Origin of the sequence: Stutzerimonas stutzeri (assembly GCF_000952685.1) — a bacterium.
GTDB lineage: Bacteria > Pseudomonadota > Gammaproteobacteria > Pseudomonadales > Pseudomonadaceae > Stutzerimonas > Stutzerimonas stutzeri_E.
In genome coordinates this window covers 12,894-38,361 of sequence record NZ_JYHV01000014.1, presented here as the reverse complement: position 1 = coordinate 38,361, position 25,468 = coordinate 12,894, and the positions used below count along the sequence as shown (strand labels likewise).

Here is a 25,468-nt window from a genome sequence, read left to right as displayed (position 1 = left end):
ATCGAGCCTTCATCGCAGCGCCAGCTCCACCTTCCCGGTCATGACCACATCCGCAGCTTCGGCACGAAGACAGCACCGGGCGCGACAGCCGTATTCCATGCCAGCATCGATCAGCAGCGAGCTGCAGTTATCATGAGTTCGCTGATCGTCCAAGCCAGTCCCAGGAGTGCCCCTTACATGCGATTGCTGCTGTGCCTGAGCGCACTGTTCACTCTGGTCGTAGCGCCTGCCCAGGCCGCGAATGTCAGTGTCGAACAATATGGCTATCCCTTGAACAACCCGTTCGAGGCAACGATCGCCACGACTCCGGCCGCGTTGCGCGCCGTCGTGCCTAGTGACGACGATATCGATCAGGCCGACTACCAACTGCGGCTGCGCCCCGAGCGCGAGTTCACCTTGCCGGATAACTTCTGGGCCGTTAAACGCCTGACCTATCGCCTGGCGCGGCAACCCGGCCCTGCCCCGCTGATGTTCATCATTTCCGGCACCGGCGCGAGCTATTCGGCGGAGAAGACCGAATCGCTGAAGCGGCTGTTCTACGGGGCTGGCTACCATGTGGTGCAACTGTCCTCTCCCACCAGTTTCGACTTCATCGCCGCCGCCTCACGCTACGCCACCCCCGGCTACAGCCCTGACGATGCCAAGGACCTGTATCGGGTAATGCAAGCGGTCCGAGCCCAGCAGCACAACCTGCCCGTGACCGAATTTCATCTCATCGGCTACAGCCTCGGCGCGCTCAACGCCGCCTTCGTCAGCAAGCTGGACGAGACACGCCAGAGCTTCAACTTCAAACGCGTGCTGATGATCAATCCGCCTGTGAATCTGTACACCTCGATCAACAACCTGGACAAGTTGGTACAGACCCAAGTCGAGGCGATCGACAGCACCACGACCTTCTATCAGGTCATCCTGGACAAGCTCACCCGCTACTACCGTCAGAAAGGCGCAATCAATCTCGACGAGGCCATGCTGTTCGATTTTCAGCAGTCGGCGTTGCGGCTGACCGACGAACAGATGGCGATGCTGGTCGGTTCGGTATTCCGCTTCTCCGCCGCTGACATCGTGTTCACTTCCGACCTGATCAACCGCCGCGGCCTGATCGTGCCACCCGGCTATCCAATAGACGAAGGCACCAGCCTGGAGCCCTTCTTCCGGCGCGCCCTGCTGTGCGATTTCGACTGTTACATCACCGAGCAACTGATCCCCATGTGGCGTGCTCAGCAGGATGGTGGCAGCCTAACGCAGCTGGTGCAGCAGGTCAGTCTCTACGCACTGGAGGAATACCTGCATAACAGCCCGAAAATCGCGGTCATGCACAACGCGGACGACATCATTCTCGGCGCGGGCGATCTGGGCTTCCTGCGCAGGACCTTCGGTGAGCGGATGACGCTTTATCCGCGTGGAGGCCATTGCGGCAATCTCAATTACCGGGTCAATGCTCAAGATATGCTGGAGTTTTTCCGTGGCTAGACGTTATCTGCTCACGCTGTTGTTGCTGTTCAGCGGTATCGCCTGCGCCCAGACGCCGATTCCCGACGCAGACGGTTTCACCTATCCGCTGCGCAATCTGAAGTTCAATCCCGGACTGGATCAGCGCGAGTTCGAGCGCGCCACTTTCGACGCCCTGGACATCTACGACCCCTGGGAGTCACTGAACCGACGCATGTACTACTTCAACTACCGCCTGGATCAGTGGGTGATGCTGCCGGTGGTGCGCGGCTACCGCTATGTCACACCGCGGGTCGTCCGCACCGGAGTCAACAACTTTTTCAGGAATCTCGGCGAGATACCGACGCTGTTCAACAGCGTCGCGCAGTTCAAGGGCAAGCGTGCTATGAACACCACCGCTCGCTTGCTGTTCAACACGATCATTGGCGTTGGGGGGATCTGGGACCCGGCCACCCGCATGGGACTGCCCCGCTACAAAGAAGATTTCGGCCAGACACTGGGCTTCTATGGCGTTCCGCATGGGCCCTACCTCATCCTACCGGCGCTGGGTCCGTCCAATCTTCGCGATACCGCCGGGCAGGCGATGGACTTCGGCGTCGAACGGCAGGTCGACTATTTCAGCTACGCCGAAGCCAGCGGTGGCGAGTTCGGCCTCACCGCGCTGCGGCTGATCGATCTCCGCGACAGCACCAGTCTTCGCTACGGCCAGCTCAATTCTCCGTTCGAGTATGAAAAGGTCCGTTACGTCTATACCCGCGCGCGGGAACTGCAGATCACGGAATGATCCGATTATTCGATAGCAAACACAGGAAATTCTCACCCTTTGATCGAACAGCCAGCAGTACGCTTCTCTCGATACGCAACGAGGGCGACCTGCCATGTCCACACGTGAAATTCTTGCCATCAGCAGCGGCCGCGCGACGTCCGACGGAGCCGGTGTCCGTCTGACCCGTCTGTTCGGCGGCGCCGCTCCAGAGCGATTCGATCCTTTTCTGATGCTCGACGAATTCGGCTCGGACAATCCCGACGAATACATCGCCGGATTCCCACCGCATCCGCATCGAGGTTTCGAAACCATCACCTACATGATCGAAGGCCGCATGCGCCACGAGGATCACCTTGGCAATGTCGGCCTGCTGGAAAGCGGTGGCGTGCAATGGATGACGGCCGCACGCGGCGTAATCCACAGTGAGATGCCGCAGCAGGAGCGCGGCGCAATGCGTGGTTTCCAGCTGTGGCTGAACCTACCGTCGAAAAGCAAGCTGGGCGATCCGGATTACCGCGACTTCGCACCCGCGGAAATTCCGCGCATAACACTGCCTAGCGGCATCGAAGCGGTGATCATCGCCGGGCAGTTTCGAGCCGAAGGCATCGACCAGGCAGGCGCCGTGCAACGACCCGATACCGAACCGCAGCTGTTCGATTTGCGGCTCCCCGCCGGCAGCAGCATCGAGCCGCAGCTGCCCGACGGCCACCGGTTGATGCTGTACGTATTCGACGGTGAGATTTCGGTGGCCGGGAAGCGGCTCGGCAAAAACCAGCTGGCCCGTCTATCCGATCAAGGCGAGCTGCAATTGGCGTCCAGCGCTGGCGCCCAGGTTCTCTTGCTGGCGGGACGCCCCCTTGGCGAGCCGATCGTTCAGTACGGCCCGTTCGTGATGAACAGCCGCGAGGAGATCGAGCAGGCCCTGCGTGACTTTCGCGACGGCGTTCTTACGGACTAATCGGCTTTTTGGGCAGTTTGCGGTAAAGGCTCGGCTCGCCAGCGGGACGGGTCTTGAAGCGCCGATGCGCCCAGAGATATTGCTCAGGATGCTGCCGTACCGCGTCTTCCACCCACTCGTTGATGCGAAGGCAATCGGCTTCCTCGCTTTCACCAGGAAAATCCACCAGCGGCGGATGGATCACCAGCCGGTAGCCTGAGCCATCGGCAAGACGTTCCTGCGTGTAGGGAATGACCCTCGCTTTACCCAAGCGGGCGAACTTGGTCGTCGCTGTCACGGTTGCCGCGCTGATGCCGAACCAGGGCACGAAAAGGCTCTGTTTGCGGCCGTAATCCTGATCCGGCGCGTACCAGATCGCCCGGCCGGCCCGTAACACCTTGAGCATCGCCCGTACGTCCTCACGCTCGATCGCGCTGGCGTCCAGGTTATGCCGCTCTCGCCCGCGCCGCTGCACGAAATCGAATACCGGATTCTTGTGCTCACGGTACATGCCATCGATCGTGTGCAGCTGGCTCAGCAAGGCCGCACCGATCTCCAGCGTAGTGAAGTGAAGCGCCATGAGAATCACCCCCTGACCCTCGGCCTGGGCCTGCTGCAAGTGTTCGAGACCCTTTACCTGCGCCAGCTTCTGCAAGCGATTCTTGGACCACCACCAGCTCATGGCCATTTCGAAGAAGGCGATGCCCATCGAGGCGAAGTTTTCGCGTAGCAGCCGCTCCCGGTCCTTGTCGCTCAACTCGGGAAAACACAGCTGCAGGTTGCGCCGAGCGATATGCCGTCTCGAGCGCGCAGTTCGGTACATTACGACACCGAGCCCACGCCCCAGGAGCAGCAAAACCCGATACGGCAGCTGCACCACCAGCCACAGCAGACCCAGGCCTAGCCATAACAACCAAAACCGTGGATGGAGAAAGGATGCGTGGAAAAGAGATCGATCCATTGGCAAGCTCGAACCGGTAAAAGCGCGCATTCTAGCGATAAATCGCCTCTGTATGCGGCGGCGTCTCGATGCATGGCGCCCACCCGATCGGCCCGGCGAGACTTGCAGGCAGCGGTTTGCCCCGCTATAAGTCCTCGCCATTTACCGCAGCAGGCAGACCATGAGCCAAGCCGATTCTCCTGACCAGCCCCCCGTATTCCAGCTCAAGGGCAGCATGCTTGCCATTACCGTCCTGGAGCTGACGCAGAACGACCTGGAGCGTCTCGATCGGCAATTGGCCGTGAAGGTCGCGCAGGCCCCGGATTTTTTTAACAACACGCCTCTAGTGCTCGCACTGGACAAGCTGCCCGCCGAGTGTGGTCTCGACCTTCCGGCGCTTATTGCACTGTGCCGCAAGCACGGCCTGCGCACGCTGGCGCTGCGAGCTGCCGACCCGCAGGTGGTCGAGGCGGCTTCGGCGCTGGATCTGCCGATACTGCCGCCGTCCGGAGCCAAGGAACGTAAGCTCGACCTCTCCAACAAGAGCCCGGCCGAACCATCCAAGCCGGCTGAACCGACTTATCGACCCACTCGCGTGGTGACCACACCGATTCGCGGCGGTCAGCAAGTCTATGCCCAGGGTGGCGATCTCATTGTGCTGGCCGCCGTCAGCCCGGGCGCGGAACTTCTCGCCGATGGAAACATCCATGTGTACGGTCCGCTACGCGGGCGTGCCCTGGCCGGCATCAAGGGCGACACCAATGCGCGAATATTCTGTCAGCAGCTCGCCGCTGAAATGGTTTCCATTGCTGGTCATTACAAGGTTGCCGAAGACTTGCGCCGCGATCCGCTGTGGACCGAAGCCGTACAGATGAAGCTATCCGGCGACGTGTTGAACATCACCCGCCTTTAACGGATACTGCCGCGAATTTTCAAGCACCAAAACGGGCCTCCTGACGCCGACTCGGCTGAAGGTCCCGACTTCCATATTTAGGGTGAATCACCTTGGCCAAGATCCTCGTAGTCACTTCCGGCAAGGGTGGCGTCGGTAAAACCACTACCAGCGCCGCCATCGGTACCGGCCTCGCTCTGCGCGGCCACAAGACCGTCATCGTCGACTTCGACGTTGGCCTGCGTAATCTGGACCTGATCATGGGCTGCGAGCGCCGTGTGGTGTATGACTTCGTTAACGTCATTCAGGGCGACGCTACCCTGACCCAGGCGCTGATCAAAGACAAGCGCCTCGAAAACCTCTACGTGCTGGCCGCCAGCCAGACCCGTGACAAGGACGCCCTGACGCTCGAAGGCGTTGGCAAAGTGATCGACGAGCTGGCCAAAACCTTTGAATTCGTCATCTGCGACTCTCCGGCCGGCATCGAGAAAGGCGCACACCTGGCGATGTACTTCGCCGACGAAGCCATTGTCGTGACCAACCCGGAAGTTTCCTCGGTTCGCGACTCGGACCGCATGCTGGGCCTACTGGCCAGCAAGTCCCGCCGTGCCGAGAACGGCGAAGAGTCGATCAAGGAACACCTGCTGCTGACCCGCTACAACCCCGAACGCGTAGTCAAGGGCGAGATGCTCGGCGTTGAAGACGTCGAGGAAATCCTGTCGATCCGTCTGCTCGGCGTCATTCCGGAATCCCAGGCGGTGCTGAAGGCATCCAACCAGGGCGTACCGGTGATCCTCGACGACCAAAGCGATGCTGGCCAGGCCTACAGCGATGCGGTAGATCGCCTGCTGGGCAAGGAAGTGAATCATCGCTTCCTCGACGTGAAGAAGCAGGGCTTCCTGCAACGACTGTTCGGAGGCCGCGAATGAACCTTCTCGACTTCTTTCGTGAGCGCAAGAAGAAGGAAACGCCCGCCAACATCGCCAAGGAACGTCTGCAGATCATCGTCGCCCACGAGCGCGGCCAGAGGACTCAGCCGGACTACCTTCCCGCCCTGCAGAAAGAGTTGGTCGAGGTGATCCGCAAGTACGTCAACATCGACAGCGACCAGGTCCAGGTCGCCCTGGAAGACCAGGGCAGCTGCTCGATCCTCGAGCTGAACATCACCCTGCCGGATCGTTGATCGAGCGGGCAGAGGCCCGCTCGCTTGCCACGGCAGAATTATCGGCGACTTCGGTCGCCGATTGCGTTTGCGGAATCCCAAGATGCCCCTAAGCAACATCCAGATGATCCACCAGGACGCCGCCCTGCTGGTGATCAATAAACCCACCCTGTTGTTGTCCGTGCCCGGTCGCGCCGATGACAACAAGGACTGCCTGGTGACGCGCCTGCAGGAAAACGGCTACCCCGAGGCACGTATCGTCCATCGCCTGGACTGGGAAACCTCCGGCCTGATCGTGCTCGCGCGCGATGCCGATAGTCACCGCGAGCTGTCGCGGCAATTTCACGACCGCGAAACCGAAAAGACCTACACCGCGCTGTGCTGGGGCGAGCCCGAACAGCAGAGCGGCAGCGTCGACCTGCCGCTGCGCTACGACCCGCCGACCAAACCGCGGCATGTGGTCGACCATGAGCTGGGTAAGCATGCCCTGACTTACTGGCGCGTGCTCGAGCGTTGCGGCCACTACAGCCGAGTCGAACTGACACCGATCACTGGGCGCTCGCATCAGCTGCGTGTACATATGCTTTCGATTGGCCATCCGCTGCTCGGCGATCGACTGTACGCCCATGAGCAGGCGTTGGCGGCCCATGACCGGCTTTGCCTGCACGCCAGCATGCTCGCCCTGACCCACCCCCAGACGGGTAAGCGCATGCGCTTCGACTGCCCGGCTCCCTTTTAAATGCTGCATTCGCGCGCCCGGTTGTGAGTGACCATCGAGTCAGTCCCCGTCAATACGGTAAACTCCTTGGCCTTGCAGTCAGGAGCTCGTCATGCGCGAAGAACTCAACCAGGGTCTGATCGATTACCTCAAGGCTTCTCCAACGCCGTTTCATGCCACCCGCAGCCTAGCGCGGGGCCTTCAGGCTGCCGGTTACAAGTCGTTGGACGAAAGCGAGACGTGGCATACCGAGCCAGGTGGCCGCTACTACGTGACCCGTAACGACTCCGCGATCATCGCCTTTCAACTCGGCAGCAAATCGGTCATCGAGCACGGCATGCGCATGGTCGGTGCCCACACCGACAGCCCCTGCCTGCGGGTCAAACCCCAGCCGGAGCTGCAGCGCCAGGGCTTCTGGCAGCTGGGTGTGGAAGTGTATGGGGGTGCGCTGCTGGCGCCCTGGTTCGATCGGGACCTGTCGCTGGCCGGACGCGTGACCTATAGCCGTGACGGCCGAATCGAAAGCCAGCTGATCGATTTCAAACTGCCGATCGCGATCATCCCCAGCCTCGCCATCCACCTCAACCGGGACGCCAATCAAGGCTGGGCAATCAACCCCCAGAACGAGCTGCCACCGATTCTGGCGCAGATCGCCAGCGAAGACCGCCCGGACTTTCGTGCTTTGCTGGCCGACCAGCTAAGCCGCGAGCATGGGCTGGTAGCGGACGTGGTACTGGATTTCGAGCTGAGTTTTTACGACACCCAGAGCGCGGCCGTCATCGGCCTGAACGGCGACTTCATCGCAGGTGCCCGTTTGGACAACCTGCTGTCGTGCTTCGCCGGGCTGCAGGCCCTGCTACGGGCCGCCCCGGAAGAAACTTGCATCCTGGTCTGTACCGATCATGAAGAAGTCGGCTCCGCGTCGATGTGCGGTGCTGATGGGCCATTCCTCGAGCAGGTATTGCGTCGGGTGCTGCCTGAAAGCGAGGCCTTCCAGCGCAGCATCAACCGCTCATTGCTGATTTCTGCCGACAATGCACACGCCGTGCATCCCAACTATGCCGACAAACACGACGGCAATCACGGCCCGAAACTCAATGCCGGGCCGGTCATCAAGGTCAACAGCAATCAGCGTTATGCCACTAGCAGCGAAACCGCTGGTTTCTTCCGTCATCTCTGTTTGGAAAATGAGGTGTCGGTTCAGAGCTTCGTTACCCGAAGCGACATGGGGTGCGGTTCGACCATCGGACCTATCACCGCCAGTCAGCTTGGCGTGCGCACAGTGGATATTGGCCTGCCGACCTTTGGTATGCACTCGATTCGCGAGTTAGCGGGCAGCCAGGACCTGGCGCATCTGGTCAAGGTACTCACTGCGTTCTATTCAAGCGCCGAGCTGCCTTGATTGCATGAAGCAGTCGTGGTGTGCGCCTGGAACCCAGGCGCAAGGGACTGCAGCCGTGACCCGGACCCTTACCTGCCATCGCCACGGCTTGGAGCGGTGCGCTTCATCCACCCCCAGGCCCTCAACGCCTTGCAATGCCTTCTTGCTGCCTCCATAGTGGGTCAGACCTGTGCCCGCTCGGCCGCTATTCTGGCAATGCAGGCCGCTGATAATTCTCTGTTCAGGCCACATAGCGATACACCCGCCCCAACCATCGATAACCAAATCGGTATGGTGGTGTTGTGCGGGACTCGCCCTGGCATCCTGATGTGATTCTTTGTCACGGCGTACTAGCCCGTCAGATTCCACCGGGCTGTTGTTATTTTCCGCCGGGCGGATCCCGCCCCCGGCGCCTGATTTGATGGCCTAATATGCGTTATTACCCAGCCTCGTGTCGCTCCTTCGAAATGAAACGATCATTGACTACGGGCTTTCTAGCCCTGTTGCTCGGCCTTCAGGCCAGCATCGCCCAGGCCAAACCGGCAGCCGGACACGACTGGGACTACCTGCAGCCCGACCGCGATCAGGTAATTGCCAGCCTCAACATCGTCGAGTTGCTCAAGCGCCATCATTACAATAAGCCACCCCTCAATGACGCCCGCTCGTCGAAGATTTTCGACAGCTACATCAAGATGCTCGATCCGTCGCGCAGCTATTTCACCGCAGGCGATCTGGCCGAGTTCGAACCCTGGCGCAACGAATTCGACAACTTCCTTAAAAACGGCAACCTCGAGCCCGGCTTCGCGATCTACAAGGTTCACCTTGAGCGCCTGCAGAGCCGGCTTCAATACGCGCTGAGCCTGCTGGAAAAAGGGGTGGACAGCTTCGACTTCACACTCGACGAAGAATTGCTGGTCGATCGCGAGAACGCCGCCTGGCCCAAGGACGAGAAAGAGCTGGATGATCTCTGGCGTAAACGCGTCAAGGATGAGGTGTTGCGACTGAAGATAGCCGGTAAGGAGCCAAAGGCGATCACGGAGCTGCTGACCAAGCGCTACAAGAACCAGCTGTCGCGTCTTGAGCAGACCCGTGGCGAAGACGTCTTCCAGGCCTATATCAATGCCTTCGCGCAATCCTACGATCCGCACACCCAATACCTGTCGCCCGACAATGCGGAAAACTTCGACATCAACATGAGCCTTTCCCTGGAAGGCATTGGTGCCGTGCTGCAAAGCGACAATGAGTACGTCAAGGTGGTACGACTGGTTCCCGCCGGCCCCGCCGAGAAGAGCAAGCAGATCGCCCCCGCGGACAAAATCGTCGGCGTAGGCCAAGGCGACGAGGAAATGGTCGACGTGATCGGCTGGCGCCTCGACGAGGTCGTCAAACTGATCCGCGGTCCGAAAGGTTCAGTCGTTCGCCTCGAGGTCGTACCAGCAAGCAACGCGCCCAACGACCAGAGCAGCAAGGTCGTCGCCATTACTCGTGAAGCGGTCAAGCTTGAGGAGCAGGCAGCCAAGAAATCCGTGCTCCACCTCAATCAGAACGGTCGCGACTACAAGCTCGGGGTCATCGAGGTGCCTGCCTTCTACCTGGACTTCAAGGCCCTTCGCGCCGGCGACAAGAACTACAAGAGCACCACCCGGGACGTGAAGAAGCTGCTGACGGAGCTGCAGCAGGAGAAGGTCGATGGCGTCGTCATCGACCTGCGCAACAACGGTGGTGGTTCGCTTCAGGAAGCTACGGAGCTGACTGGCCTGTTCATCGATCAGGGCCCGACGGTACTGGTTCGCAACAGCGACGGGCGCGTCGACGTGCTTGCCGACGAACAGGTGGGGGCGTTCTATAAAGGACCGCTGGCCGTGCTGGTCAATCGTCTATCGGCATCGGCGTCGGAGATCTTCGCCGGCGCGATGCAGGATTACCACCGAGCGCTCATCGTCGGCGGCCAAACCTTCGGCAAGGGCACCGTGCAGACCGTCCAGCCGCTCAATCATGGCGAGCTCAAACTCACACTGGCGAAGTTCTACCGGGTGTCCGGCCAGAGTACTCAGCACCAGGGTGTGATTCCGGATATCTCCTATCCAGCCGAAGTCGACACCAAGGAAATCGGCGAGAGCGCGCTGCCTGAAGCCATGCCCTGGGACAGCATTCGTGCTGCGATCAACCCTGACATGAACCCATTCAAGCCATTCCTCGCCGAACTCAAAGCCCGTCACGAAGGGCGAACCAGCGAAAATCCCGATTTCGTTTTCACCCGAGATCGCCTCGCCCTGGCCCAGGAGCTTACTCACGAGACGACCATCAGCCTCAACGAGGAGAAGCGCCGGGCGCAGCAGGAACGTATCGAGAACCGCCAGCTAGCGCTGGAGAATACGCTGCGAAAGGCCAAGGGCGAGGAACCGCTGACTAAGCTCGAAAGGGAAGACGAAACGACGCCGCATATCGAAGACAAGAAGATCAAACCCGAGGATGATGCCTACCTGTCTGAAAGCGGCAGAATCCTGCTGGACTACCTGGGCCTGCAGGACGTGATGGCCAAGAATAACTCCGTCGAGCGCTAGCCGTCCGAATGTCATCAAAATGACATCATAGAGTCGTGAAATGCGAAGGGCCGCCACTTGTGCGGCCCTTCGCATTTTTGGCCATCACGGGATCACCATGACCGTCACCGAGCAGTTGAGCACGCTGGATAACATCCTCGCTCACGGCGACATCACCAGCCTCTTTCAGCCCATCCTTTCGCTTTCCGAACGGCGCATACTTGGCTACGAAGCACTGACACGCGGCCCCTCCAATACCCCGCTGCACTCCCCTATCAACCTGCTCGCCGCCGCCCGACACGCGGGGCGGCTCAACGAGCTCGAGATGACCTGTCGTGAAAGTGCTTGCCGCCGCTACAGTCAGCAGCAGCTGCAAGGCAAACTTTTTCTCAATGTCTCGCCGGAAACCTTGCTGGACGTAACCCACAAGCCGGGCCGTACGCTGGAGCTGTTGCACAAGTACCGAATCTCAGCCGACCGGGTCGTGATCGAACTGACGGAACAGACCCCGACGGATGACTTCGAGCTACTCGATGCCGCCTTGCACCACTATCGCGACATGGGCTTTTCAATCGCGCTGGATGACCTTGGCGCCGGCTACTCCGGCCTGCGCATGTGGTCTGAGCTACGCCCCGACTATGTGAAAATCGACCGCTACTTCATCGACGGCATTCACCGGGACGCGATCAAACGTGAGTTCGTCGAGTCGATCATGAAAATCGCACGAGCCTCGCGAGCGCAGGTCATCGCAGAAGGCATCGAGCTGAGCGAAGAACTCCGAATCCTCTCGGACATGGGCATCGACCTTGTTCAGGGCTATTTGCTGGGACGCCCGGAAGAAGAACCCAACATCGACGCAACCGTGCTTCTGCCAAGCAACGGCAATCGCGACGAAACACCCAACGAGGAGCATCCCGACCTGACCCCGCTGGTGCTGAAGCAATCCGCGGTCATTGCCTCTCATCCGGTTGGGCATGTGCTGGAACTGTTCCGCCTGCAGGCGAATCTGAACTCCGTCGCGGTGCTCGATGCGATGGATATACCCGTCGGCATCGTTCATCGAAGCCTGCTGTCCGACGCCCTGCTCAAGCCGTTTGCGACCGACCTGCTGGCGCGCAAACCCATCAGTAGGTTGATGAGCGATGACTTTCTCGCGGTAGAGCTTGGCCAATCTTTGCAGCAAGTCAGCCGACTGTTGACCAGTCGAGCCCGGCAGCGCATCGACGAAGACTTCGTAATTACCGTCAATGGCCGCTATCACGGGCTGGGCCGGGTAATCGACGTGCTCAAACTGATTACTGAAATGAAGATCCAGCAAGCGCGCCATGCCAACCCACTGACGTTGCTGCCTGGCAACGTGCCGATTCAACAATGCCTGACACGCCTGTTACGACAGGGCCGGGAAGCTGTGATCTGCTACGTGGATATCGATCATTTCAAGCCCTTCAATGATCTTTACGGTTACGCCAAGGGAGATGAGGTTCTGCTATGTCTGGCCCACTGCCTCGATGAGCAGATCGATTCGAGCTGTGATTTCGTCGGCCATATAGGCGGCGACGACTTCATGCTGGTAATGAAATCAGACGAGTGGGCGTCGAGAATTAGCCAATTGTTCGAAGCATTCGAACAGCGTTGCCGATCGTTCTACCGCAATGAACATCTTGTTGAAGGATGCTTCATCGCTGAAGGAAGGCAAGGTGGTCAGCAACGCTATCCCCTGCTTTCGCTCTCGGTTGGTGCCGTCCAGCTGAAGCCAGGTTGCGGCGCCGAACTCGATGCGGCATGTCTTGCCGCATTGGCCTCGGAAGCCAAGCGGCAAGCTAAGCAAGAAGCAGGGTTCAGCCTGTACACGATTGACACGCAACGGCAGCGGCTGAGAAATCAGAGCCCGAGCTTGGCGGCGCGAGCCTTGTAACGTTCAGCCTGTTGCTTATCAGGTGCCAGCCCATGGCCGCCAGCGGCATACAGCTGGGCCAGACGGGCCGCAGCGAGCGGATGCCCTCTCTCGACTGCAAGCGTCCACCAATGAGCAGCCTGAGCGCCGTCGGGACCATGAGTGGCGTCCTCGCCAAGGCAGACGATACCCATCTGGTATGCAGCCTTGGCGTCGCCACCCTGGGCAGCCAGGCGAAGCAAGCGTATGCCTTCCTGCCTTGCGCCAAATCCCTGACCTCGAAACAGTAGGATGTGGCCGTAAAAGCTCTGCGCCTTCGGGTCCCCAATCGCGGCCATGCGAGAAAATTGGCCTTCCATCCAACGCCACAATTTCGGCTGCCGTACAGCCCAGCGTGTACCCATCAGTCTACGGGCGATCCAATAACCGCCTCGCGCTCGGACCTTATGCAGCATCACGGCGCCTCCGGGTAATCGAACTCGAATACGCGCGCAACCTCACCAGCGTGCCAGGACGCGGCTGCAGCTCCGTCTGCCGGACCGGAAAACCGCCCGAGACGCGTAGCGCATTCGAAAAAACCCGTTTTGGGCAAGCGACTGGCGCCCTGACTGATCACCAATGCACTACGCAACGGCCGATCAGCACGTGCATCCAGCGCTGCCAGATGCTCTAGCGCCGCCGTCAACGTCTGCATGGCCGGCACCGGGAGCTGAAGTCGCTCGACCAAGGCACGGTAGGTCACCAGATGCCGCTGGCGTCGGGCTTCGCTCAACTCATCCAGCAGCGCCTGCCAATGAGGACGGCTGATGCGAATCGACGCCGCGGTGTCTCTCAAGCTTCCGGCTGCCATCCTTCGATCTCCATTGCGCGGGCCAGCGCGCGGCGTATAGCCTCTCCGGGATCACGGTCGCCGCTTTCGATGAGCGCCAGATAAGCCGGACTGATGCCCGCAGAGCGCGCCAGCGCTTCCTGGTTCACTCCCTTGGCTTCCCGCAATGAGGACAGCTCGCTGAACCTGGGCAATGCAACCGCAGCCCCGGCTTCCGCCGCGACCGTCATGTTCTGGTTACGCGTACTCAGCAGCAGAGCCTGATATTCGTCCCACGGCAGCACGGCATACTCTGGCACACCATCGCGCATGATGACCTGGACACTCATCCGCTACCCCGCCCTTTGTCCCGTGAATAAAACCGGATCTTAACAGCACGGCAGCGATTTTTTGCCGTAACAAGCCGCACTAAAGAGTGAAAGCTGAGGCGAACTTACACACCAAAGGATTAATCCCGAACACCCCCGCCTGTCATACTCGACCGCTGCGGGCTCGGCTGACGCCTTCCGCCATGGGCTCTTCCGCCGAGGGTAGGCGATCAATATCGGCTTGCACATCCGCCGACTGGCTGTCCTTCCAGGCGCGAAATGCCTGCAACTCGCCTGACCACTTACGCATTACCCAGGCCAGCACCGCCAGATCGTCGACGAAACCAAGGCCAGGAATCCAGTCGGGGATAGCGTCCATCGGTGTCAGGAAGTACAGCAATCCAGCCACGACAGCGACTAAGGCAGGCCTGCTGATGGCCCTGTACTCTCCCCGCCACCAGGCCACGCACAAGGCCTGCAGCAGGCCGAGATCCTCTCGAAGCCCCTTGACGAGCCCGCCTCGTGCCGAACGCTTGCGGGCGACGGCGAGAAGCACCATCGGTAACCTTCCCCGAGCGAGCACTCGTTGCGCCATTGGGAAGTATTTGAAGAATTTCCAAGGTGCTTTCACCGAATATCTCCCCTCAAAGCCGCGCCGTAGAAGAGCTGCGCAATTATCCACAGATCCTGTGGATAACCTTGTGAACAGATTCTGGATGACTGGCTCAAACCCCCGTCTGGCGCGGCCTACAAACAGATCGATGGGTTTTTGCTCAGCAAACATAAACCTTTTGAAATCAGTAACTTAAGAATGTCCAGCAGATTGCTTAGCGCTAACAGAGAAACACTCAGGTTCCGGCACCAAGAATGTGCATAACCGTAACATGTCAACGCTTTTTTAAGGCAATTTCGACTTCAAAAGGGATGGACAAAGCCGACTGATCGTTCTAACAAGGACAACAGCCGGCCCCTTGGCGTTCAGGTCAGGCTAGGTCCGATTGAAAGTCTCGAGGCGGGGAAATTGGCTCCCTATGGTGAGTTCGCTATCGAGACAATGCCCATCGTAGGAACGAAAAAGCCGGTCATAAGACCGGCTTCCCTGAACGCAATCCTCCGATCAATGCAAGCTCAATTTGGCTCGGTTCTTTTCCAAGGTTGCAGCACCGATTCCTTTGATCTCCAGCAGATCTTCAACCGAGGCGAACGGGCCATGGGCTTCTCGGTACGCGACGATAGCCTTGGCCTTCGTGGCGCCGATTCCTTTGAGTTCTCGAGTCAGAGTTTCAGCATCGGCTGAATTGAGGTTGATTGCCTCAACCTGAGCTACTGCAACCTGTGTTGAGTCGACAGGCTCGGCTTTAGCGGCATAGCTGCCAACGGAAACGCTGGCGAGCAATGCGAAGATTGTTGCGGAGACAAAAGACTTAATCATTGTTCACTTCCTTATGAGTGTTGGATTAGCAACAGCGCGGTACTCCATGCGCCGCCAGGACACTCTAAGCCGCAACGAGGGCAAGTCAAATCGGGACCACTGTTCTGTGAACCATTCCCGCTGGACGGCTCAGCGCATAACGTTGAACAAGCTCAGGCCGGCAATTTTCACATAGCTCTGCTGCGCGGCTTCGAGCACCACCGTCTGCATCGACAGTCGGGACAGCGCCTCGGCGTAGTCCAGCTCACGCAGTTCGGCCTGAACGCCCTTGTTGACCAGCGCCACATCTTCGTTGTCGGTTTGCGTGGTTTCGATGACGTTCAGACGAGCCCCAATATTGCCGCGCGCCTCATCAACGCTGACCATGCCGTGATCGAGATTGGTCAAGGTGACGGCGACAGCATCACGCACTTGGCCGCCGGTTGTTCCAGGATCTTCCAAGGCCTTTCTGAAACTGGCAATGGTGTTAAGCAAGCCCTGCTTGTTAGCGTCGGGCGTCAAGGTGACTTCGATGCTCTCACCACCAACGGCAGCGCCATCTAGCTGCAAGGCGACGCCACGAAACACCAGGCTGTCGCTCTGATCCGCATCACTATCCATCTTGCCTGACGCCAGAATCAGCGGATCGGACAAATTGGTCGGGTCTGCCGGCGGAGCAGCGAGATCATAGACGACGTATTCGGTATCGGAGGTGAATCGAATGCCCACCCCTGCGGCAGGAAACGACGGGCTTCCGGCGAAAGCGACTTCATCCTGAATCAAAGGAGCCGAGACACCCAGTGTCGAGCCTGGTGTGAGGGTGCTATCGAATGTTGTCTGCAAACGCCCCGCATTGGTTACGTTCTCGAATATCGACTTGCCGTCATCACTGATCGGTATATTCAACGAGCTGGCGACCTGCAGCTTTCGCTGCCCTTCGTCACCCGCGTAGCTATAGGACCCGTCGGCAGCCCGCACGAAAGGTTGGGTTTTGCCTTGGAAGCCCGAGAATAGATACTCACCGCGCGCATTGCGCGTATTCATCAAGGACAGCAGCTCGTCCTCGCGCTGACCCAACTCGGCCGCAATGGCCTTACGATCCTGAGGATCGAGCGAGCCGTTGCCCGCCTGTACGGCCAGCTCGCGAACACGCTGCAATACAGTGTTGACCGAGTTCAGCGTCACTTCTTCCTGGGTCAGGCTGTTCTTCGCCGCCGTCAGGTTGCTGTTGTACTGGCTCAGCACACTCTGCTGCTGTTCGAGCTGAAGCAGGCGCACTGACGCAACCGGATCGTCCGCAGGAGTAAGAATGCGGTTCCCGGTACTGATCTGCTCCTGGGTACGCGTCGCATTGGCATAGTTTCGCTGGATGCCGGATACGCCATTATTGAAGGCTTGCAAGGTCGAGATGCGCATGGGCGGGCCTATTACCTGAAGGTGCTAATCAGTGTATCGAACATGGTGCGCGCAACTTGAATGATCTGAGCAGAGGCGTTGTAGTACTGCTCGAACTTGATCAGATTGGCCGCCTCTTCATCCAGATTGACTGCCGACAGCGAGTCCCGATTATCGGTGGCTTGCTTGAGAATCGCACTGGTCGCATCGCTGTCCATTCGCGCCTGAGCCGTCAGCGTCCCGACACGCTCGACGAGTTCGCCATAGCCATCGGTAAAACTTTTCCCTGAACCCGGCACGCTCGGGTCGACCCCGATCGTCTGCTTCGTCTGAAGATCCACCATTTTCAGGGCGTTTCGGTTATCCGACACGCCGTTCTGGTTGAACCCGATCGTAAAGGTGTCGCCGTCCTGAGGGCGGCCGCTAACCGTGAACGTAAAACTGTGGCCGTCGATGGTAATCGCCAGCTCGTTGGTCTGCCCGGGAGTGAAAACGGCCGGGCTCACCTGAGTCACGCCGGTGCCGGTGATGGTCGGCGGGCTGCCGGCGGCATAGGTCAAAGTGATATCCCCCGGAAGCGCAGCTTTCAGCGCGGCCATGTCTACCGTCTCGGTAGTCTCCGGCTGACTGATTTGCCCTGTACCGGCGTTCTGGAGATTGCTTTGCGCCCGCACTGGCGCCGCGAATGCCAACTGATCCGCCTGGTCCAGTACCGTTTTGATGTCCGTAGCGCCGCGTCTGGTCGGTTGTAGCGAGAACTTGTCGCCTGCATTGGGAGTGCCGCTGATGGCGACCTGAAAGCCCTGATCCTTCCCTGCGCTGTCTGCAAAGCTCAGGTAGGCAGGCGGGCCCGCATTCTGGGTAACGCTGATGCTCGCGTTATCACTCAGCCGCCTGGCCGAGTAATTCGTTCCGTCGAACTCCAGGCGATAATCACTGACCGCCAGGTTACCAGTATCGGTAATCCTCAATGACGCGTCGGCGGCCGACGTATTGTTGCTGAAAGCTGTAGCACGCAACCCCATCAGCGAGGGTGCGTTGTAGTCACCGAACAGGGCCGCTCCAACCTGCCCTTTCAGATCGAGCCCTTGGGTTTGCTGCGAATTGATCTGGTCGCTTATCGCAAGCGCCAGCCTGCCGAGCGAGTTCATCGTCGAGTCCAGCACTTCCTCGCGATAACGGATCAACCCGCCGAGCTCACCGCCGGAGATCTGCGAAGTAATACCCTGCCGCGAGTTGCCGCTGACAAACTGGATTTCGTAGCGGTTGGGATCGCTTTGCCCCGGCACCACTTCCAAACGGCTCACCGTGTTTCCCACGACCAATGGTTGGCCTGTACCAACGGAGATATTGAAGCTGTTGTCATCCTGCGGCGTTACGGTGACGCCAATATAGGTCGAGAGCTGGCGCACGGCTTCGTCCCGCGCATCGAGCAGGTCGTTGGGTTGCTTGCCGTTGGCCGACGCGGTCGCGATGGCCTGATTGAGGCTGCCGATGCTCCCCGCGAGCCGGTTGATCTGATCGGTGACGGCCGACATCTGCTTGTTGGTGAAGCTGTTCTGCTCGGTCAGGCGGTCGGAAACGGTATTGAATCGGCGCGCCAACCCTTCCGCTTCAGCCAGCACCAACTGGCGCGCGGGAATGTTGGAAGGGTCCTCCGCCGCCGTTTGCAATGCGGAGAAAAACTTCTGTAGCGAAGGCGTAATCCCGGTGGTGCTTCCCGCCAGCAAGGAGTCGAGCTGATCGATCTGGCTCTTGTAGGATTCGACGTCGCTGCTCAAGGAGGTGCTGCTGCGCAGCTGGCTGGTCAGAAACTCGCTGTATGTCCGGCGAATTTCCACCAGTGTCGTACCCGAGCCCACGTACCCGGCACCGCTGAATTGCGGTGTGCGGGTTGCCTGGGACGCATCCTGGCGGCTGTAGCCGGGCGTGTTGACGTTGCTGATGTTGTGGCCGGTAATCGACAGCTGGCTCTTGCTCGCGCTCAGGCCCGACAAGCCAATATTCAGTAGGTCAGCCATGGTTAGCCTCTAGTCCGTACCGCAGGGGCCGAACTCGCGTCGGCTATTGTCTGGTATGTCTGTACTTTGCGGGCGATCTGGTTGATCTTGCGCGCATATTGCGGGTCGGTCGCGTAACCGGCTCGCTGTAACTCTTTAACGAAACGCTCCGAATCACCTGACACGCTAGCCACCTGAATGGCTGGCTTGTAACGATCGTTGCTTTCCAGCAGCCGGACGTAATCATTGAAGCTGTGCTCGAACGAGTCATATGCACGGAAGCCTGCTACCTGCTTGGTTGCCTTGCCGTTGACATACTCGGTCGTAGTTACAGTCGCGGACTCACCTTTCCAACCCGTAGCCTTGATACCGAACAGGTTGTGACTGTTGGTGCCGTCCGTCTGCTTGATCATCGACTTACCCCAGCCGGTTTCCAGCGCAGCTTGCGCAACAAGAAAACGTGGCTCGACACCGAGACGCTTGGCCGCCTTTTCCGCCATCGGCAGCATGGTTGCGATGAACTCGGCAGGTGAGCTGAAACGCGTCTTGCTCGGTGCGCTCGGGGCTGTCGTCTCAACGCCGTTGATGGTCAACGGCGCGTCTTTGGGGGCGGCGAATGCAGTGGCCGGCTTCCAGTCGAGGTTGACCAGCGGCTGGACGCCGCCGCTCTGGTTGGGCTGTTCGGCCTGGGAGTTCGTGGCTGCAACTTCAACCGCTGCACGCTCGGCCAGACGGCCCGGCAGCGCCAGACGACGCTGGTTGAGCAGCTGGGAATCGTTGCGCGTCGGATCCACCGCAGCAATCTTCGAGTTGGGGTTGCTCGACCACTTCGCACCCTCGGTCTGTGCCACCTGAGCGAAAGGATTCGGCTTCTCGCTCGGCGCCTGCTGCTTGGCCAACTGGCGGACCAGCACGTCGGCGAGCCCGATGCCACCGCCCTCTTTGGACAGCGTGACCGATAGCTGTTGGTCGTGCATGTCCTGGTACTGCTTGCTGGCCTGACTGTTGAGCGGATTGTCTTGCGCCATGACCTCGGTGGCCGAACGCATCGACTTGAGCATCTCGTTCATGAACAGGGACTCGAACTCCTGCGCGACCTTGCGCACGTTCTCTGCGCCGTCACGATCCTTACCTACCTTGAGCTGGTTCAGGCGGTTCAGGTCGGAGTAGCTGCCACTGTCAGGCGTACGCCGCCCGAGTCCCAGTCGATTTTCCATCGGTTCGTCCTCAGATCACGATCAGGTCGGCTTGCAACGCGCCGGCTTGCTTGAGGGCTTCGAGGATAGCCATCAGGTCACTGGGCGCAGCGCCCACCTGATTCACCGCTCGAACGATTTCATCCAGCGTGGTGCCCGGGCCGAACTTGAACATCGGCTTGGCTTCCTGCTCCGCCTTCACCTTGGAGTTGGGCACGACCACCGTCTGCCCGTCCGACAGCGGGTTCGGTTGGCTGACTTGCGGATCTTCGGAAATGGTTACCGTCAGGCTGCCATGGGTTACGGCGGCTGGCTGCACACGGACGTTCTGGCCGATCACGATGGTGCCGGTACGCGAGTTGATGATCACTTTGGCCACCGCCTGACCAACGTCGACTTCGAGGTTTTCCAGGATCGACAGGTAATCGACGCGCTGGCTCGGGTCCAGAGGCGCGGTAATGCTGATCGAGCCGCCATCCAGCGCCTGGGCCACGCCCGGGCCAAGCAGCTCATTGATGTGGTCGACGATGTTCTTGGCCGTGGTGAAGTCCGGGCGGTTGAGGTTCATTGTCAGGGTCGTGCCCTGATTGAATGCGCTCGGCACCGGCCGCTCGACCGTCGCGCCACCGGGAATACGGCCGGCAGACGGAATATTGACGGTAATCCGCGAACCGTCCGCACCGCCCGCATCGAAGCCGCCCACCACGAGGTTGCCCTGGGCGATGGCGTAAACGTTGCCGTCGATACCTTTCAGCGGCGCCATCAGCAGGCTACCGCCACGCAGGCTCTTGGCATTACCGATCGACGAAACGGTGATATCGATGGTCTGTCCAGGCTTGGCGAAGGGTGGCAGATCGGCATGGATCGACACGGCCGCCACGTTCTTCAGCTGCACGTTGCCACCCGCCGGTACCTTGATGCCGAACTGCGCCATCATGTTATTGAAGGTCTGCACCGTGAACGGCGTCTGGGTGGTCTGGTCGCCGCTGCCATTGAGGCCGACCACCAGGCCGTAGCCGATCAACTGGTTGCTACGCACGCCCTGAATGGTAGCGATGTCCTTGAGCCGCTCGGCTTGCGCCGGAATGGCGACCAGGCACAGCAAGGCAACTACGATCGAGCTGAACAGTTTCATTGCCGGCACCTGCTTAGAACGGCCACAACGGGCTGATGAAGAAACGATCCAACCAACCTGGCTGGCTGGCATCGGCGAAGGCGCCAGTGCCGGAATAGGTGATGCGCGCATCGGCTATACGGGTCGAAGGTACGGTGTTGTCGGTGGCGATATCGTCCGAACGCACCAGGCCGGCAATGCGCACCAGCTCATCGCCGGTATTGAGCGTCATCCATTTCTCGCCGCGGATCGCCAGGATGCCGTTGGGCAGCACGTCCGAGACAGTCACGGTGATCGAGCCGGACAGGCTATTGCTCTGCCCCGCCTGGCCGGAACCGGAGGTGTCACGCGCCGCTTCGTACTCGGCACCGAGGCTCATGCTGTTTCCTGTCAACGGATTGGCCATCGAAACGGCGCCGCCGAACAGCGATCCGAGTCCGATATTGGCGCTGCTGTCCTTGGATATCTTCGAGTTGGAGTTCTTGCTCGCCTGCGTCCTTTCATTGAGCGTGATGGTGATGATGTCGCCAACCCGATAGGCCTTCCGATCGTCGTAGAGATTGGTCTCGAAACCCGCCTGATAGATCGCACCATTGTTCTGCGCGGCCGGCAGCGGCGTGCGCGGCAGCACCGGCGCGTAGTAAGGATCATTGGGCTTGGGCGCAGGCGCCATGCAGCCGGACAGGATCACGGCGGGCACTAGGGGAAGGACGGACAACAAGCGGCGCATATTCACCTCAATCCAGCGGCTGACAGCTGTTACAGCTGCTGGGTAACGAAAGACAGCATCTGATCGGCCGTGGAGATGACTTTCGAATTCATCTCGTAGGCGCGCTGAGTGGTGATCATGTTCACCAACTCCTCGACGACGCTGACGTTGGAGTTTTCCAATGTGTTTTGCAGGACCGTGCCCAATCCATTGAGACCGGGCGTGCTGACCTGCGGCGCGCCACTGGCAGCCGTTTCCAGGAACAGGTTGCTGCCCATGGCCTGCAGGCCGGCCGGGTTGACGAAGTCAGCGGTCTGCAGATTGCCGATAATCTGCGGCGCCGGGTTGCCGAGCGTGGTCACCGACACGGTGCCATCCTCGCCTACGGTGAATGTCTGGGTTTCCGGCGGCACGACGATGGCCGGCTCCAGGGCATAACCGTTGGAGGTTACGATCTGGCCTTCGGCGTTCAGATGGAAACTGCCGTCACGGGAATAAGAAACGGTGCCGTCGGGCAGCAGCACCTGAAAGAAGCCACGGCCGTTGATTGCCATGTCGAGCGGCTGCTCGGTGGTCTGCAGGCTGCCAGCGGTGAACTGCTTCTGCGTACCGACGATTCGCACACCGGTACCCAGCTGAAGACCAGAAGGCAGCTCGCTGTCCTGCGAGGATTGCCCGCCGGGCTGGCGGCGGATCTGGTACAGCAGGTCCTGGAATTCGGCGCGGTCTTTCTTGAAGCCCGTGGTGGATACGTTGGCCAGGTTGTTGGAAATGGTGGTCAGGTTCATGTCCTGGGCGGACAAACCCGTCTTACTCACCCACAGTGCTGGAAGCATGTTCTTCTCCTCGTACGCCGGTTTTCGGGCGCGACGCGTTAGTTACTAGCTGATTTGCAAGACTCGGGCCGCAGCGGCGCCATCTTCTTCGGCGGTGCGCATCATTTTCACGTGAAGCTCGAACTGCCGGGACAACGCCAGCATGGACGTCATCTCTGCCACCGCATTGACGTTACTGGCCTCGAGAAAGCCCGAAGTCACACGGACCGCAGCGTCGGCCTCGACGGGCTGGCCATCCTTCATCCGGATAAGCCCGTCGGTACCCTTCTGCAACTGCTTCGGATCGGGGTTGACCAGCTTGAGGCGGTCGACCGTCACCACCACGTTCGGATCCTCGCCAAGCGCTCGGATACTGATGGACCCATCGGCGCCGATTTCCACTTTCTCTTCCGGCGGCACGGCAATCGGCCCAGCATTGCCGAGCACCGGCAAACCGTCGCCGGTCCTGAGCATGCCGAGGGTGTCGATATTCAGACTGCCAGTGCGGGCATAGGCCTCACTACCATCCGGTGCCTGCACCGCGATCCAGCCGTCGCCTTCGACCGCCACATCAAGGTCTCGACCGGTTTCTTGCAGCGTGCCGGCACTAAAGTCCGTTCCCGGACGCTCCGACATCGCATAAACACGCGCTGGAAAACTGTCACCAAAAACCTGCATCGAGCGCGCCTGTTCGAAGTCGCGTCGGAAGCCCGTAGTCGAGATGTTTGCCAGGTTGTTGGCATGTGCCTGTTGGGCGCGAGCGTTCTGGCTCGCCCCCGTCATTGCTACATAAAGCATCTTGTCCATGGAACCTCCGTAACACACGAATTGACGCTAATTGAATCTGCACATAGAGACTCAGCAAGACACATGCCAACCGCACGAACGATAAGTAAGTAATTGAAAAACAATAAATTTTCTATATAAAAAAAGGCCCCGAAGGACCTTGGAAAAGCGAGGCGGCAGTTTCCCGCCACCTCGACCCATATAGCAAAACCGTTAGCGTAGATTGATGATCGTCTGAGTGATCGCACTCTCGGTTTCAATGGTTTTGGCGTTCGCCTGATAGTTGCGCTGCGCAACGATCAAGTTGACCAGCTGGTCCGACAGTTCGACGTTGGAATCTTCCAGCGCACCGGCCTGCAACGAACCCAGCGTACCGCTGCCAGGCGGATTGCGTACCGGCTCGCCAGATTCGAATGACTGCACCCATTGCGTCTTGCCGACCGGGGTCAAACCCTGAACGTTGGCGAAGTTAGCCAGAATGATCTGCCCCTGCACTTTGGACTGACCATTGGTATAGCGAGCAAAAATCTCCCCACTCTCGCTGATTTCTAGGCCGGCCAGCTCACCGGTGGTGTAACCATCCTGGCTTACGCTGTTGACTGCGAATGCGCTGGCGTATTGGGTCGAACCCCGCATGTCGAGCGCCATGTCCAACCCAGCAGCTGGCGCCGCGTTATTCAAGGACCATGTCCCGTCAGTGTTCTGGACAGCAGGCTGCCACCCAGCTATCGCGGTGCTACCGCTGGCCGGGTTGACAAGACTTCCCGAAGGGCTGAAGGCAAGCGTTGTTGTGCTAGGTGCAGTGCTGTTCACCGGATCAGCGGGATTCCGCCCATCTATTAGCACGTTCATCTGCCAGGTGTTGGCAGTACCGGTTTTGACAAAATACTGCGTCATGACGTGCGCATTACCCTGCTCGTCATAGATGTTTGTCGACGTCGATGAGTTGTAGCTCAGCGGGTCGGCTGGATCGAACGGGGTGTTGACCGGCTCGGTATTGGTCGAATTGAGGTTGAACCCCTGGGTGATCTTCGTCGTCGCCTTCGGCTCCTGACTGGCGGTCTGGATTTTCAAGTCGCTCACTTGACCCGTCTGGATATTACCGTTGCCATCAACCGAATAGCCCTGCAAGTTGTAGCCGAAGTTATCGACCAGATTGCCTTCCTTGTCGGTACCAAAATAGCCGGCGCGGGTATAGCTCAATGCACCGTTGTTGCTGACCTGGAAGAAGCCGTTGCCATTGATGGCCAGATCCAGCGCGTTTTGCGTGTAGTTGATATTGCCCTGATTGAACTGCTGCGAAACGTTCGCCAGCAGGACACCGCTACCCTGAGGATTTTTACCTGTGCCGAGCACAGACGAGGCATAGACATCGGCGAACTCGGCGCGCGATTGCTTGAAGCCCGCCGTACCGGCGTTGGCGATGTTGTTACCCGTGACATTAAGATCTTTGCTGGCGGCACGCATGCCGCTGAGGCCGATATTGAACGACATGAATTGCTCCTGTTACCGGACGCGCCGGTAGTTACTGACCGATAACCTGAACTTTAGACAGGCCGATACTGCCGATACCGGCGAGGTTGAGCATCAGCTCACCTCCGTTCTGTCCGAGCGTGACGCTGTCTACGTTGGCGGGAAGCAAGGTGTACAACCCCTTGGTTTCGCCTTGATAGGTGGCTTGTGCTTCGAATCGGTAGGTTCCCGGCGGCAAGGTTTTGCCGCTCGAATCCTTGCCGTCCCACATGAACGAAACGTTGCCCGCTTCCTGCTGGCCCATGTTGATCCGGTTCACTACCGTCCCGGAGCTGTCATAAACGTTGACCGATACGTTGCTGCTGGTCGTGGGCAATACCAGGCTGGCCTTGAAGGTTTCGCTGGTGTCGACCACCGCCTTGTCTGTCGGAACGATCACCTTGCGGCCAACCAGTGAGGAGGCCTGTAGCGCCTGGGATGACTGATATCCCGACAACATGGTTTCCATGCTCGAGTTCAGCTTCTCAACCCCTTCTACCGTGCTGAATTGCGCCAACTGAGCAATGAACTCGCCATTTTCCTGCGGCTCCAGCGGGTTCTGGTTGTTCAACTGAGTCACCAGCAATTCGAGAAACTCGTTCTTGCCGAGATCGTTGCTTTTTACTTCGCGATCCTTGATCTGATATTGGTCGAGTACCGAACCGGTACCGCCAACGCCGCCTGTTGTGCTCATGGCAATCTCTCGTAAGG

General features: G+C 59.4%; 25 protein-coding genes. 10 read left to right on the top strand and 15 right to left on the bottom strand.

The genetic code is table 11. The features are described 5' to 3' along the window. The first annotated feature begins 177 nt into the window (after positions 1-177). The 3 genes from UF78_RS07015 to UF78_RS07005 all read left to right on the top strand — a co-directional run bounded on the left by UF78_RS07015 (position 178) and on the right by UF78_RS07005 (position 3,173). Complete coding sequence (locus UF78_RS07015; RefSeq protein ID WP_045161366.1) at positions 178-1,470, top strand: serine/threonine protein kinase; 1,293 nt, start codon at positions 178-180, stop codon at positions 1,468-1,470. A 7-nt stretch (positions 1,471-1,477) separates the two neighbouring features. Beyond that, the gene (locus tag UF78_RS07010) at positions 1,478-2,233 is read left to right on the top strand and encodes an MlaA family lipoprotein (RefSeq protein WP_045161730.1); all 756 of its coding nucleotides are present in this window, start codon (positions 1,478-1,480) and stop codon (positions 2,231-2,233) included. Positions 2,234-2,327: 94 nt separating this feature from the next. After that, positions 2,328-3,173, top strand: a complete 846-nt coding sequence (locus UF78_RS07005) for a pirin family protein (protein ID WP_045161365.1) — start codon at positions 2,328-2,330, stop codon at positions 3,171-3,173. Here the strand turns inward: UF78_RS07005 and UF78_RS07000 are convergent. After that, positions 3,163-4,113: a lipid A biosynthesis lauroyl acyltransferase gene (locus UF78_RS07000; protein WP_045161364.1), complete on the bottom strand. Its 951-nt coding sequence runs from the start codon at positions 4,111-4,113 to the stop codon at positions 3,163-3,165. The two genes, UF78_RS07005 and UF78_RS07000, sit on opposite strands and share 11 nt — an antisense overlap. Positions 4,114-4,273: 160 nt before the next feature. Between UF78_RS07000 and minC the strand changes: the two genes are divergently transcribed. The 7 genes from minC (at position 4,274) to UF78_RS06965 (ending at position 12,703) form a co-directional block, all read left to right on the top strand. Beyond that, complete coding sequence (gene minC, locus UF78_RS06995; protein WP_045161363.1) at positions 4,274-5,005, top strand: septum site-determining protein MinC; 732 nt, start codon at positions 4,274-4,276, stop codon at positions 5,003-5,005. Between the two features lie 92 nt (positions 5,006-5,097). Continuing rightward, the gene (gene minD / locus UF78_RS06990; RefSeq protein ID WP_045161362.1) at positions 5,098-5,913 is read left to right on the top strand and encodes a septum site-determining protein MinD; all 816 of its coding nucleotides are present in this window, start codon (positions 5,098-5,100) and stop codon (positions 5,911-5,913) included. Beyond that, a complete protein-coding gene (gene minE / locus UF78_RS06985; RefSeq protein ID WP_019341568.1) occupies positions 5,910-6,167 on the top strand; it encodes a cell division topological specificity factor MinE in 258 nt (85 codons plus the stop codon). The genes minD and minE overlap by 4 nt, the downstream gene beginning before the upstream one ends. Before the next feature lie 82 nt (positions 6,168-6,249). Beyond that, on the top strand, positions 6,250-6,885 hold the full coding sequence (locus UF78_RS06980; protein WP_045161361.1) for an RluA family pseudouridine synthase: 636 nt from the start codon (positions 6,250-6,252) through the stop codon (positions 6,883-6,885). Between the two features lie 91 nt (positions 6,886-6,976). Then, positions 6,977-8,266 (top strand): M18 family aminopeptidase, encoded by a 1,290-nt coding sequence (locus tag UF78_RS06975; RefSeq protein WP_045161360.1) that lies wholly within the window; start codon positions 6,977-6,979, stop codon positions 8,264-8,266. Positions 8,267-8,712: 446 nt separating this feature from the next. Then, positions 8,713-10,809 carry a carboxy terminal-processing peptidase gene (locus UF78_RS06970; protein WP_045161729.1) on the top strand — a complete coding sequence of 699 codons (2,097 nt, stop codon included), beginning with the start codon at positions 8,713-8,715 and terminating at the stop codon, positions 10,807-10,809. Between the two features lie 97 nt (positions 10,810-10,906). Beyond that, a complete protein-coding gene (locus UF78_RS06965) occupies positions 10,907-12,703 on the top strand; it encodes a bifunctional diguanylate cyclase/phosphodiesterase (protein ID WP_045161728.1) in 1,797 nt (598 codons plus the stop codon). Here UF78_RS06965 and UF78_RS06960 read toward each other — a convergent pair. The 14 genes from UF78_RS06960 to flgD all read right to left on the bottom strand — a co-directional run bounded on the left by UF78_RS06960 (position 12,670) and on the right by flgD (position 25,451). Beyond that, the gene (locus tag UF78_RS06960; protein ID WP_045161359.1) at positions 12,670-13,137 is read right to left on the bottom strand and encodes a tetratricopeptide repeat protein; all 468 of its coding nucleotides are present in this window, start codon (positions 13,135-13,137) and stop codon (positions 12,670-12,672) included. The two genes, UF78_RS06965 and UF78_RS06960, sit on opposite strands and share 34 nt — an antisense overlap. After that, entirely contained in the window at positions 13,137-13,532 is a 396-nt protein-coding gene (locus tag UF78_RS06955; RefSeq protein WP_045161358.1) for a hypothetical protein, read from the bottom strand. Before UF78_RS06955 ends, UF78_RS06960 begins: the two co-directional genes overlap by 1 nt. Further along, positions 13,514-13,840 (bottom strand): helix-turn-helix domain-containing protein, encoded by a 327-nt coding sequence (locus UF78_RS06950; protein ID WP_045161357.1) that lies wholly within the window; start codon positions 13,838-13,840, stop codon positions 13,514-13,516. Before UF78_RS06950 ends, UF78_RS06955 begins: the two co-directional genes overlap by 19 nt. Positions 13,841-13,982: 142 nt before the next feature. Next, positions 13,983-14,450: a YkvA family protein gene (locus UF78_RS06945; RefSeq protein ID WP_045161727.1), complete on the bottom strand. Its 468-nt coding sequence runs from the start codon at positions 14,448-14,450 to the stop codon at positions 13,983-13,985. A 486-nt stretch (positions 14,451-14,936) separates the two neighbouring features. Beyond that, complete coding sequence (locus UF78_RS06940; RefSeq protein WP_045161355.1) at positions 14,937-15,251, bottom strand: ComEA family DNA-binding protein; 315 nt, start codon at positions 15,249-15,251, stop codon at positions 14,937-14,939. 129 nt (positions 15,252-15,380) lie between these two features. Beyond that, on the bottom strand, positions 15,381-16,646 hold the full coding sequence (gene flgL, locus UF78_RS06935; RefSeq protein ID WP_045161354.1) for a flagellar hook-associated protein FlgL: 1,266 nt from the start codon (positions 16,644-16,646) through the stop codon (positions 15,381-15,383). Between the two features lie 11 nt (positions 16,647-16,657). Then, on the bottom strand, positions 16,658-18,646 hold the full coding sequence (gene flgK / locus UF78_RS06930) for a flagellar hook-associated protein FlgK (RefSeq protein WP_045161353.1): 1,989 nt from the start codon (positions 18,644-18,646) through the stop codon (positions 16,658-16,660). A 2-nt stretch (positions 18,647-18,648) separates the two neighbouring features. After that, the gene (gene flgJ / locus UF78_RS06925; protein ID WP_045161352.1) at positions 18,649-19,842 is read right to left on the bottom strand and encodes a flagellar assembly peptidoglycan hydrolase FlgJ; all 1,194 of its coding nucleotides are present in this window, start codon (positions 19,840-19,842) and stop codon (positions 18,649-18,651) included. A gap of 10 nt (positions 19,843-19,852) precedes the next feature. Beyond that, positions 19,853-20,956: a flagellar basal body P-ring protein FlgI gene (locus UF78_RS06920; RefSeq protein WP_045161351.1), complete on the bottom strand. Its 1,104-nt coding sequence runs from the start codon at positions 20,954-20,956 to the stop codon at positions 19,853-19,855. A gap of 13 nt (positions 20,957-20,969) precedes the next feature. Continuing rightward, a complete protein-coding gene (gene flgH, locus UF78_RS06915) occupies positions 20,970-21,665 on the bottom strand; it encodes a flagellar basal body L-ring protein FlgH (protein ID WP_045161350.1) in 696 nt (231 codons plus the stop codon). Positions 21,666-21,694: 29 nt separating this feature from the next. Further along, a complete protein-coding gene (flgG, locus tag UF78_RS06910) occupies positions 21,695-22,480 on the bottom strand; it encodes a flagellar basal-body rod protein FlgG (RefSeq protein ID WP_045161349.1) in 786 nt (261 codons plus the stop codon). 45 nt (positions 22,481-22,525) lie between these two features. Continuing rightward, complete coding sequence (gene flgF / locus UF78_RS06905) at positions 22,526-23,266, bottom strand: flagellar basal-body rod protein FlgF (RefSeq protein WP_045161348.1); 741 nt, start codon at positions 23,264-23,266, stop codon at positions 22,526-22,528. Between the two features lie 192 nt (positions 23,267-23,458). Continuing rightward, positions 23,459-24,739, bottom strand: coding sequence for a flagellar hook protein FlgE (gene flgE / locus UF78_RS06900; RefSeq protein WP_045161347.1), 1,281 nt, complete (start codon positions 24,737-24,739; stop codon positions 23,459-23,461). 31 nt (positions 24,740-24,770) lie between these two features. Next, on the bottom strand, positions 24,771-25,451 hold the full coding sequence (flgD, locus tag UF78_RS06895; protein WP_045161346.1) for a flagellar hook assembly protein FlgD: 681 nt from the start codon (positions 25,449-25,451) through the stop codon (positions 24,771-24,773). Between the last annotated feature and the right edge of the window lie 17 nt (positions 25,452-25,468).